Origin of the sequence: Massilia sp. UYP32 (assembly GCF_050434365.1) — a bacterium.
Taxonomy (GTDB): Bacteria; Pseudomonadota; Gammaproteobacteria; order Burkholderiales; family Burkholderiaceae_D; genus Telluria; species Telluria timonae.
This window is the reverse complement of sequence record NZ_JBNDIK010000005.1, coordinates 40,459-51,833: the sequence shown is the minus strand read 5'-3', so window position 1 is coordinate 51,833 and position 11,375 is coordinate 40,459. Positions and strand designations below refer to the sequence as shown.

Genomic DNA, 11,375 nt, shown 5'->3' with positions numbered 1-11,375 from the left:
GCGGCAGGTCCGCCGGTCATTCCGGGGGAGCTGGCCGCCGCGCACGGCACCGTAGAAAAATGAGAAGCGGATTTTCGCAGAAAACGCGGGTCCCGGTGCAAGTTTTTTTGCTAGGTTAGCCACTGTTCCGGAAGGGTGGCGCACTCTAGTCGATTCTTCGGCCCGCGCGCCGGATGCCCTCGGTCAGCAGCGCCGCCGCCAGCGCGCCGACCAGCGGGATCGGCGACAGCGCGGTGACGCTGCCGTGCACGAAGGCGAACAGCCCCAGCGTGATGCCGAAGGCCGCCACCGCGCCGGTGAGCGTGAGCAGCCAGGTGCGGCGCGCCAGCAGCGCGACGGCGGCCAGCGAGATCGCGATCTGCTGGGCCACCGAGGCCGCGGCCCACTGGCGCTGGCGGTGCAGGGCTTCCTCGGAGCGGCGGTTCGACTCGCTCGACGCCGCTTCCCAGCGCTCGGCTTCCTTGCGGATGACGTCCTTCTCTTCGCGGTAGCGCTCGGCCTCGCCGCGGTAGCGCGCGCCGTCGACCCCGGGCAGGGTCGCGGCCAGCTCGGCCAGGTTCTGACGGCTCGACTTGGCCTGGTAGTGGCTCCAGGCATTGGCGGCGCTGGTCTTTTCCATCGCCGCCTGGGTCTTGTGCAGGCTGGCGTCGTTGTGCGACGAGGTGCCCAGGAAGGCGAACAGGGTGCCGAGCGTGGCCAGCACCGCGATCAGTACCGCGACGCGGGCGGCGAATCCGTCGCCGCCGCGCGAGCCCGGTGGGCGTGCGGTTTCGCTCATCAGGCGGCCCTGCGTTCGTAGGTCACGAAGGCATAGTCGAATCCCTGCTCTTCGGCGCGGTGGGTTTCGCGCGCGGTCTCGACCCATACGTCCGGGTCGATCGGCGGGAAGAAGGCATCGCAGCGGAAGGCGTGGTCGATGTGGGTGACGATCATGGCGTCGGCGACGTTCATGGCTTCGATGAAGACCTGGGCGCCGCCGATGATGCTGGCCGGCTCGCCATCGAGCAACGCGATGGCGGCGCCCAGCGAGGCCGCGCTGTCGACGCCTTCGTGCGACCAGCCGGCATTGCGGGTGACCACGATGTTGCGGCGCTTGGGCAGCGGGCGGCCGATCGAGTCGAAGGTCTTGCGGCCCATGATGATGGGCTTGCCCAGGGTGACGCGCTTGAAGTGCGCCAGGTCTTCGGGCAGGTGCCAGGGCAGCTGGTTGTCCAGGCCGATGCCGTTGTTGGCGTCGACCGCGACCACGAGGGTCAGGCGGGGCGCGCTGTTCATACGGCCACCGGCGCCTTGATCGCGGGATGCGGATCGTAACCCGTGATCTCGAAGTCCTCGAAGCGGTAGTCGAACAGCGAGTCCGGCTTGCGCTTGATCTCGAGGCGCGGCAGCGCGCGGGTCTCGCGCGACAGCTGCAGCTCGACCTGCTCCATGTGGTTCGAATACAGGTGGCAGTCGCCGCCGGTCCAGACGAAGTCGCCCACCTCCAGGCCCGCCTGCTGCGCCATCATGTGGGTCAGGATCGCGTACGAGGCGATGTTGAAGGGCACGCCCAGGAAGATGTCGGCGCTGCGCTGGTACAGCTGGCAGGACAGCTTGCCGTCGGCCACGTAGAACTGGAACAGCGCATGGCAGGGCGGCAGCTTCATCTGCGGCACGTCGGCCACGTTCCAGGCCGAGACGATCATGCGGCGCGAGTCGGGCGTGGTGCGGATCTGGTCGAGCACCTGCGCGATCTGGTCGATGTGTTCGCCCGACGGGGTCGGCCAGTTGCGCCACTGGTAGCCATAGATCGGGCCCAGGTTGCCTTCTGCGTCGGCCCATTCGTCCCAGATGCTGACGCCGTTCTCCTTCAGGTAGGCGATATTGGTCGAGCCCTGCAGGAACCAGATCAGTTCATGGATGATCGACTTCAGGTGCACCTTCTTGGTGGTGAGGAGCGGGAAGCCTTCCTGCAGGTCGAAGCGCATCTGGTAGCCGAACACCGAGCGGGTGCCGGTGCCGGTGCGGTCGGTCTTGATGGCGCCATGCTCTTTCACATGGCGCATGAATTCGAGATATTGGCGCATTGCGTTACGGTTTCGGAGAATCTGTCATTTTAGCATTCGCCACCAGTGCCGCGGCAAACCGCCGCAGCGCTTCGCGCACCGTTTCGTCGGACATCGACAGCAGGTTGTCGCCGACGTAGATCTCGACGACGCTCGACGCCGGCAGCGCGCCATGCACGGCGCGGTTGAACATCCAGATGCCGTGCTCGCGCGCCAGCGCATCGCGCACCGCCAGCGCGCGCTCGCGGTCGACCGGCAGGTGGACATGCAGCATATTGGATTGAGGCGCGGCGGGATTGACGCGCAGTTCGGGATGCGCGCGCAAGGCCTGGTAAAGAAAGCGGGTGCGCTCGAAATACGCCGGCATCGCCGCCAGCCGCTCGTCGAACTGCATCGCCGCCGCCACGATGTAGGGCGAGCGGTGGATGACGTTGCCGCCCTGGCGCCGGAACCACTCGGCGCAGCGATCCACGAAGGCGCGGCTGCCGAGCAGCATGGCGCCGCCCAGCCCGCCGATGCCCTTGTACAGCGACACGTACACCGAATCGAAGCCGGCCGCGATCTCGGCCACGCCGCGGCCATGACCGGCTTGCGCCTCCCACAGGCGCGCGCCATCCATGTGCAGGTGGATGCCGCGGCTGCGGCAGTGGCGCTTGATCGCTTCCAGCTCGTCCCAGCTTGATAGCTGGCCGCCGATCTCGCGCATCGGGATCTCGAGGCCAACGGCGCCGAGGCGGTCCGGCACCGCCGCCAGGTCGGCCTCGACCCAGGGGCGGTGACGGTCGCCCACGGACAGCGCCTGGAAATGGTCCAGCATCTGGTAGTTGGAACGTTCGTGAACGAAGATGTGCGAGGTCGGATGCAGGGCCACCAGGCGGCTGCCCCGGTCCGACGCCCCGAGCCGCAGCGCCGTGACCTGGGCCATGGTGCCGCTGATGCAGAACACGGCCGCCTCGAAGCCCAGCAGGGCGGCGACCTTGCGTTCGAAGTCCTGGATCAGGGCGCCGTTGCCATAGACGTCGTGGTCGACGTCGTGCTCCTCGCACCAGGCGGCCATGGCGGCGAACAGTTCGGCCGGACGCCGCTGGCGATGGCCGGGGAAGATGGTGTGGCAGCGGCGCTGCAGGTCGGTGTCGGACAAAACGGGCTCCTGGAAGGCGAGCCGTTACTGTACACCGCCGCCGGCGCGGTTCAAAGAACCGCATGGGGAGCTCTGAGAAACTCAGTTCGCGATCAGCGCGCGGCGGGCAGGGGCCGCCAGCGTGGCGGCCTCGCGCTCGTCGGCCAGGCGGAAGCGGCGCACCGAACGCGCCAGCGCGTCGGCCTGCTCGTGCATGGCCTGGGCGGCGGCGCTGGCCTCTTCGACCAGGGCCGCGTTCTGCTGGGTCACGGTGTCCATCTCGACCACCGAGCGGTTGATCTCTTCGATGCCCTGCGTCTGTTCCTGGCTGGCGCTGCTGATCTCGGACATGATGTCGGTCACGCGCTGCACGCTGTCCAGCACTTCCTGCATCGTGACACCGGCCTGGGCGACCAGCTGGCTGCCGGCATCGACTTCGCTGTTGGACGCTTCGATCAGGACCTTGATCTCCTTGGCGGCGGCGGCCGAGCGCTGGGCCAGGTTGCGCACCTCGCTCGCCACGACCGCGAAGCCGCGGCCCTGTTCGCCGGCGCGCGCCGCCTCCACGGCCGCATTCAGCGCCAGGATATTGGTCTGGAACGCGATGCCGTCGATGACGCTGGTGATGTCCGAGATCTTGCGCGACGCCTGGGAAATCGAATCCATGCGCGCCACCACCTGCGACACCGTGCTGCCGCCTTTCTGGGCGACTTCGGACGCGCTGCGGGCCAACTGGTCGGCCTGGCGCGCATTGTCGGCGTTCTGGCGCACGGTCGTGGTCAGCTGGTCCATCGACGAGGCGGTGGTGGCCAGGCTGGCCGCCTGTTCCTCGGTGCGGCTGCACAGGTCGAGGTTGCCGGTCGAGATTTCCTGCGAGGCGGTGGCGATGTGCTCGGCGCCGTCGCGCACCTGGCCGACCACGCTCGAGAGGCGCGCGCCGATCTCGTTGATGGCGCCGGTGAGGCGGCCGATCTCGTCGTCGCGGCGCGCCTTGACCTGGGCGGTCAGGTCGCCGTCGGCGATGCGGGCGGCGACCGCCTGCACTTCGGCCAGCGGACGGGTGACGGTGGCGCGCACCAGGAAGTACAGCACGCTGGCCAGCACGGCGAGCGCCGCCAGGCCGAACAGGATGAAGCGGTTGCGCAGCTCGGTTGCGGCGGCGGTGATCTCGTCGCGGTAGGTGCCGCCGGCGATGACCCAGTTCCAGTCCTTCATCTCGGAATAGGCCGCGAATTTTTCGCGTGCCTGGAGCTCGCCCGGATTCTGCCAGTCGTAGCTGATCGTGCCCTCCTTCTTCTCCAGCATTTCCTTGATGAAGGCATGGCCGTCGGCCGACTGGCTGTCGAGGATGTTCTCGCCTTCCTTGCTCGGGTGGACGATCAGGTCGCCATAGGTCTTCGGCGCCGACGACAGCACGAAGAAGTAGCCGGTCTCGCCGACCTTGACGGCGCGGATGCGCTCCTTCAGGGCGGCCACGTCGGCGGTGATGTCGACGCCGACGTAGAGCGCGCCGACCACCTTGCCGGAGGCGTCGCGCACCGGCTCGTACTGGGTGATGAACTGCTTGCCGAACAGCGTGGTCAGGCCCACGTAGTTGCGGCCGGCGCGCAGCGCCGGGTAGGCCGGCGAGGCCTTGTCGAGGGCGGTGCCGACCGCGCGCTCGCCGTTTTCCTTCTTGACCGACGTCGACACGCGCACGAAGTCTTCGCCGGACGCGGCGAAGATGGTGGCGTTGCCGCCGGTGCGTTCGGTGAAGGCGTCCGGGGCGCTGAAGTCGAGGTTGAGCGCTTGGCCGGCCACGCTCAGGGTCGGCACCTGGCGGCCGCCGATGTCGACGGTGGTCGCTTCGTCAAGCGCGAAGTCGCCCGGCAGGCCGGCGCGGAAGATGCGGCCGAAGCTGACCGCCTGGCTGCTGACGGTCTTGTTGAACAGCTCGACGGTGCTGGAGACGCCGTGCAGCTCGTTCCTCACGCTGTCGATGGCGCGCCGTTCCAGCATGCCGAAGGTCAGGACGGTGATGGTCGCGATCAGGGCGGCAATGATGGCGCCGGCCAGCAAAAAGGTGACGGCGCTGATGCGCGTGCCAACATTCCAGCTGGCTGGACTAAATTTGCGGTTGCTCATTTATAGCGAGGAAAAATAGAGGGATATAAGCCGCGATCATACCTCGCAAACTTTTCCTACCGCAATATTTAGTGAGTTTTGGAATGCTACCTGGTCGCTCTGTAACAACAGCTTGATGGATTGCTACGTGATACTACGGATTGCCCGGAGCGCCTCGTCATGCTGCCACCGGCGCATGGGTCTGGAACTGCAGCGCAGCCAGGTTGGCATACACGCCACGCAGGGCGATCAGCTCGGCGTGGGTGCCGGATTCGACGATCCGGCCTTCGTCCAGCACGATGATGCGGTCGGCCCGCTGCACGGTGGCCAGGCGGTGGGCGATGATGATGGTGGTGCGGCCGACCATCGCCGCTTCGAGCGCGCGCTGGACCAGGCGTTCGGATTCGGCGTCGAGCGCGCTGGTGGCTTCGTCCAGCAGCAGCAGCGGCGGGTTCTTGAGCAGGGCGCGCGCGATCGCGATGCGCTGGCGCTGGCCGCCCGACAGGCGCACCCCGCGCTCGCCCAGGAACGACGCGTAGCCTTGCGGCAGGCGCTCGATGAAATCGTGGGCCGCGGCCATCCTGGCCGCCGCGATCACCTCGTCGTCGCTCGCGTCCGGACGGCCGTAGCGGATGTTTTCCATGGCGTCGAGCGAGAAGATCACGGTATCTTGCGGCACGATGCCGACCGCGCCGCGCAGCGTCTGCAGCGCCAGGTCACGCACGTCCACGCCGTCGAGGCGGATGCTGCCGGCCTGCGGATCGTAGAAGCGCAGCAGCAGCTGGAACAGGGTGGTCTTGCCGGCGCCGGAAGGGCCGACCACGGCCACCGTCTCGCCGGGGCGGATCTCGAGCGCGAGATGCGACAGGGCGGCTTCGTCCAGGCGCGACGGATAGGCGAAGGTCACGTCGTCGAGCGTCACGCGGGCGCCATTCTCGGTGCGCGCGGGCAGGTTTTTGGGTTGCAGCGGATCCTGGATCTCGGATTGCGCGCCGAGCAGTTCGAGCAGGCGTTCGGTGGCGCCGGCGGCGCGCTGGGCGTCGCCCATCACTTCCGACAGGGCGCCGACCGAACCGGCCACGATGCCGGCGTACAGGATGAACTGGCCCAGGTCGCCGCCGGTCATGGTGCCTTCGAGCACGGCGTGTGCGCCGAGCCACAGCACGAACACGATGGCGCCGAACACCAGCACGATGGCCAGCATGGTGAGCGTGGCGCGGGCGCGGATGCGGCGCATCGCGGTGCTGAAGGCGCCTTCGACTTCCCTCGAGAAGCGGCCCGATTCATGGCCCTCGCGGGTAAATGCCTGCACGGTCGGCATCGCGTTCAGGATCTCGCCGGCCACCGCCGAGGCGTCGGCGATGCGGTCCTGCGAATCGCGCGACAGCTTGCGCACGCGGCGCCCGAACAGCACGATCGGCAGCACCACCAGCACCAGCAGGCCCAGGATGATGGAGGTCAGGCGCGGGCTGGTCACGAACAGCATCACCAGGCCGCCGAAGAACAGCAGCGTGTTGCGCAGCGCCAGCGAGATGCTGGTGCCGACCACGGTCTGGATCAGGGTGGTGTCGGTGGTCAGGCGCGACAGCACTTCGCCGGTGCGGGTGGTCTCGAAGAATTCGGGGCTCTGGCGCACCACGTGGCCGTAGACGCTGCTCCTGATATCCGCGGTGACGCGCTCGCCCAGCCACGACACCATGTAGAAGCGCGCCGCGGTGGCCACCGCGAGCACCGCGGCGACGCCGAACAGGGCCAGGAAGGTGGCGTTGATGTGTTCCAGGCTGCCGCCTTCGATCGCGGCGCCGGCGGCCGCGCTGGCTGAAGCTGCGCCGAAGCCCAGGTCGATCATCTGCTTGAAGGCCGCCGGGATCGCCAGGGTGGCGCCGGCGGCGAACAGCAGCGCGATGCCGGCCAGCAGGAACTGGCGGCGATAGGGACGCAGGAAGGGGCTCAAGCCCCTGAGGGTGGCCAGGCTGCTCTTGCGGGATGATTCTGGGTCGGTCTTGCTGGTGTTACGGGTGGTCATCGTGTTTTGGCGTGTCGGTCGTTCTTGTTATCGTTATTGTTATTAAAGCTTCATGGGTTGCACATAGCCGGTCATCTCGAGGTAGCCGCGGCCCACCCGGCGGCCGTTCTGCTGGATCGTGACCGCGCCTTCCCAGTACACGGCGCCGGTCGAGCGGCGCGAGTCGAGTTCCTGGTCTTGCTGCAGCGGCACCACCTGCCAGGCCTGGCCGCCCGTGCTGATCGTGGTCGCGATCGGATACGTGGCGCCGGTGCGCGGCGATTTCCAGTGCGTCTGCGGCGCGAAGGTGATCTGCTCGGGCGCGTAGTGCAGCACCTTGCCGGCCTTGTCGCGCCGGGTGGCGTGCGCCCATAGTTTACCACCTTGGCGGTCGCGGATCTGGAAAGCCATCAGGGCGCCGCCGTCGTCGAGGTTGGCGCCGACCCAATCCCAGCCCACGGCGTCCGGCTGCAGCGCCTCGCTCGACCATTCGTGGTCGAGCCACGCGCTGCCGCTCACCTGCGTGGCCGCCATGCCGGCGCGGCCGACCGTGCCGCTCACTTCCAGGTGCGGTTCGCTGTAGTAGTAGCTCGCGTGCCGGGCGCTGGGACCCTTGCGCGAATAGCCGCCCTGGCCCTGCACCAGCACCGGCTGGGTCGGGCGCAGGCGCAGTTCGAGCGTCAGCTGGTTGGAGCGGACGGTGACCCGGTAGACGCCGCCCGCATCGCGGACCATGCGCCAGTCGTCGAGTTTGAGGTCGGTGTTGCCGGGCCGCGCCCAGGCCATGCTGAAGCCCTCGCGCGCGCTGCGCTCGTCGTGCACCAGGCGGCCGACCTGGGGATCGGACAGCGCCGCGTGGCCGATCACCAGCTGGCGCGGCGCGAAATGGCTCGGGTTGGCGTTGTCGGCGCCGGTGCGGCTGCGAAAGAAGGTGACCTGGAAGCCGAGCGGGCGCTTGTCGGGCGTCTCGACCCAGCCGGTGACGTACCACCACTCGGTGCGAAACTCCGGATGGGCGCCGTAGTCGCGCGGGAACGACAGGCCGGCGCCCGGGGTGACCGGCGCATACACGGGCGCCGCGGCATGGGCAGACAGCGACAGCAAGACCAACAGGCACAGAATAAAACGCATTACCAATCCTCTCTGACCGCGCGCACCGGGCCGCCGGACAATGCCTGGCGTCCCGAGACGAGCGCGGTAGCAACCGATGCAGCGACCAGCACCGCGGCCACGCTGCCGAGCAGGGGCCAGGGCAGGTGCAAGCCCATGGTCCAGTGGAAGGACTGCGGGTTGATCACGTACACCAGGATCAGGCTGATCACCAGCCCGAGCGCGAAACCGGCGACGACGCCGAGGCCTGTCAGCAACCCGCCCTCGAAGGCGAGCAGTTGCAAGACCTGGCGCCGGGTGACGCCGACGTGGCGCAGCATACCGAATTCTCGCGCCCTTGCCAAAGTCTGGGCCGAAAAACTCGCCGCGATGCCCGACAGGCCGATGGCGATCGCGATCGCCTCGAGCAGGTAAGTGACGGCGAAACTGCGGTCGAAGATCTTGAGGCTGGTGGCGCGGATGTCGCCGGGCCGCATCAGGTTCAGCGAGGGTCCGAACGGCAGCGCGCGCAGGCTGCCTTCCAGCGTCGCGGCGTCCACGCCGCGCGCGCTCCACAGGGCGGCGTCGGTGACCTCGCGCTCGCCCGTCAGCCGGCGGTAGTCCTGCAGCTGGATCACGACCGAGCCGCCCTGGTTGGCGTAGTCGCGCCAGGCGCCGGCGACGAAGAACTCCACCTGCGCCCCGCCAAGGGGCAGGCGAAGGCGCTGCCCTACGCGGGCGCCGTACAGGTCGAGCATCGCCTCCGACACCCAGGCGGGGCGGCTGCCTGGCGGGATTGGCGCCGATTGACCGACCAGGTACAGCAGGCGCGCCGGATCGCTGGCGTCAATGTCGCGGGCGATGACGACGACCGGCGGCCGCTCGGGCGCGAGCGACACGCGCCGGGTGCGCAAGAATTGCGCTTTCTCGACGCCTGGAAGATCGATCAGCGCGGCCTGCTGCTCGCCGCTCAGGAAGCCGGTGGCGCCGGCATCGACCGTGCGCACGTACAGGTCGGCCGGCAGGATGTGGCCCATCCAGTCGTCGACCGAGACCCGAAAGCTCGACACCATGATCCCCATCGCCACCATCAGGCTGAAGCTGGCCAGGATGCCGCCCAGGGCGATCGAGGCCTGGCCCGGCGCGTTGGCCAGGCGCGCCAGCGACAGCGCCAGCACCGCCGGACTGCGCTTGCGCCGCCCGAGGAAGGCTGCGAGCGCGCGGAAGGTTAGCGCCGCGAAGCGCGGCATCAGGCCGATGCCGCCGACCAGCAGCAGGGCGATCGCCAGGTAGCCGAACAGCGGCAGCTCGAACACCGGCGGCGCGAAGGCGAACAGCGCGGCCAGCGCCAGGCACACGAGCGAGGGCCAGACCCGTGCCAGGCGCGTGAGCGGCGCCTCGTCGGCCCCGGACTTGATGGCCACCGCCGGCCGCGCGCGCGCCGCCTCCCAGGCCGGCGCCAGGCAGCCCAGCAGGGCCACGCCCAGGCCCAACGCGAAGAACACCAGGGCGGCGCCGGGCGTGAACGCGACCTGCGGGCGGATGCCGGGGAAGTAGCCGGCGCCGAGGTCGCCGCCAAAGAAATGCAGTGCCGCGGCGGCCAGCGCATAGCCGGCGCCGATGCCGAGCAGCGCCCCGAGCACGCCCAGGCTGCCCCCTTCGAGCAGCACCTGGCGCAGCAACTGGCCGCGCTCCAGGCCCAGCACCCGCAGCAGCGCGAACTGGCTGCGGCGGCGCATCACCGACAGCGCCTGCGTCGAAAACACGAGGAAGGCGCCGGTGAACAGCGCCACCAGCGCCAGCACGGTCAGGTTGACGCGGTAGGCGCGGCTCATGTTGGCGGTGCGGCTTTCCTGGTCGGCGTCGTTCGGCTGGCCGACCGTGAAGCGGCCCGGCCAGGTGGTGTCGAGTTGGGCGGCGAGATTGCGCTGGAAGGCGGCGCGGTCGACGCCGTCGCGCAATTTGAGGTCGACCCGCGACAGCTGGCCGAGCCGGTTGAGGCGCCACTGGGCGGCGCCGATGTCCATCACCGCCAGGCGCTGGCCGGCGCGGGCACGCTGGACCGGCCCGGCCACGCGCAGGGCGACCACCCCGGTGCCGGCGCGCAGCGCCAGGGTGTCGCCGCGCCGCTTGTTCAGCCAGGCCTCGGCCGCCGGCGACAGAAAGAGCGCGTCGTCGGCCAGGATGTCGAGCCGGCGGCCCGGGCCCGTCACGCCGAGCAGGTCGGGCGAGATGGCGCCGGCGCGAAACGGATCGATGCCGATGATGCGGAGCAGCCCCTCGGCCCCCGGCACGCCGGCCTGGACGTCGAGGATGGGCGAGGCCAGCGCCACCTCGGGATGTTCGGCCAGGAAGGGATAGACGGATTCGTCGAACAGTGGCTCGCGGCCCTGGACCTGGATGTCGGCCTGGCCCGACAGGCTCTTGACGGCGGCCGAGAATTCATTGAAGGCGGCGGCGTTGATCAGGTGGATGGCGAAGCCCATCGCCACCCCGACGGCGATTGCCGCGATGGCGACCAGCGCCCGCACCGGATGCGCGCGCCACTCGCCGAGGAGCAGCCAGCGCGACAGCCGGCTCAGGCCGGGCATTCCACCGCCAGCGTTTCGGCCTGGCGCCGCGCCTTGATCCGCGCCGCCTCCTTGGCGTCGCCGCGCGCGCGCGCCAGGTCTTCCTCGAGCCACTGGCGCTGCAGGCGCAGCTTGTCGCAGCGCTTGCGCAGGGCCAGCGCTGCGCGCCGGGCGCGTTCGCCGTCGCGTTCTTCGCGCAGGGTCTGGTCAGCGCGTTGCTTGTCGATACCCATGGCCAGGTCGCGCGCGCGATCCAGGCGCGCCAGCGTTTCGGGATCGGGCGGCGGCGCGGCGCGCACGGGCAACTCCGCGCCGGCGCCGGGGCAGGGGCGGTCGGCGTAGGTCACGCGCCCACTCTCCTGGCATTTGTAGATGGCGCCAGCGGCCTGGGCCTGGCACAGGATGCAGGCCGTGGCGATCGAGAGCAAGCGGTGCATGCGCGA

9 protein-coding genes are annotated in these 11,375 nt (G+C 69.2%); all 9 read right to left on the bottom strand.

Going from position 1 to position 11,375, the window contains the following annotated elements:
• Positions 1–145: 145 nt before the first annotated feature.
• Entirely contained in the window at positions 146–778 is a 633-nt protein-coding gene (locus ABIB42_RS05250) for a DUF4337 domain-containing protein (protein ID WP_184237407.1), read from the bottom strand.
• Positions 778–1,275 (bottom strand): dihydrofolate reductase, encoded by a 498-nt coding sequence (locus ABIB42_RS05245; RefSeq protein ID WP_005670292.1) that lies wholly within the window; start codon positions 1,273–1,275, stop codon positions 778–780. The genes ABIB42_RS05250 and ABIB42_RS05245 overlap by 1 nt, the downstream gene beginning before the upstream one ends.
• Positions 1,272–2,066: a thymidylate synthase gene (locus ABIB42_RS05240; protein WP_005670294.1), complete on the bottom strand. Its 795-nt coding sequence runs from the start codon at positions 2,064–2,066 to the stop codon at positions 1,272–1,274. Before ABIB42_RS05240 ends, ABIB42_RS05245 begins: the two co-directional genes overlap by 4 nt.
• A 4-nt stretch (positions 2,067–2,070) precedes the next feature.
• On the bottom strand, positions 2,071–3,186 hold the full coding sequence (locus ABIB42_RS05235; RefSeq protein WP_005670296.1) for a threonine aldolase family protein: 1,116 nt from the start codon (positions 3,184–3,186) through the stop codon (positions 2,071–2,073).
• An 81-nt stretch (positions 3,187–3,267) separates the two neighbouring features.
• Positions 3,268–5,289: a methyl-accepting chemotaxis protein gene (locus tag ABIB42_RS05230; RefSeq protein ID WP_429248002.1), complete on the bottom strand. Its 2,022-nt coding sequence runs from the start codon at positions 5,287–5,289 to the stop codon at positions 3,268–3,270.
• A 157-nt stretch (positions 5,290–5,446) separates the two neighbouring features.
• Positions 5,447–7,294, bottom strand: a complete 1,848-nt coding sequence (locus tag ABIB42_RS05225) for an ABC transporter transmembrane domain-containing protein (protein WP_005670301.1) — start codon at positions 7,292–7,294, stop codon at positions 5,447–5,449.
• A 42-nt stretch (positions 7,295–7,336) separates the two neighbouring features.
• Complete coding sequence (locus ABIB42_RS05220) at positions 7,337–8,404, bottom strand: lipocalin-like domain-containing protein (protein ID WP_005670303.1); 1,068 nt, start codon at positions 8,402–8,404, stop codon at positions 7,337–7,339.
• Positions 8,404–10,953 (bottom strand): FtsX-like permease family protein, encoded by a 2,550-nt coding sequence (locus ABIB42_RS05215; protein ID WP_429248001.1) that lies wholly within the window; start codon positions 10,951–10,953, stop codon positions 8,404–8,406. Before ABIB42_RS05215 ends, ABIB42_RS05220 begins: the two co-directional genes overlap by 1 nt.
• Positions 10,941–11,369 (bottom strand): DUF4124 domain-containing protein, encoded by a 429-nt coding sequence (locus ABIB42_RS05210; protein ID WP_429248000.1) that lies wholly within the window; start codon positions 11,367–11,369, stop codon positions 10,941–10,943. The genes ABIB42_RS05215 and ABIB42_RS05210 overlap by 13 nt, the downstream gene beginning before the upstream one ends.
• Positions 11,370–11,375 lie beyond the last annotated feature (6 nt).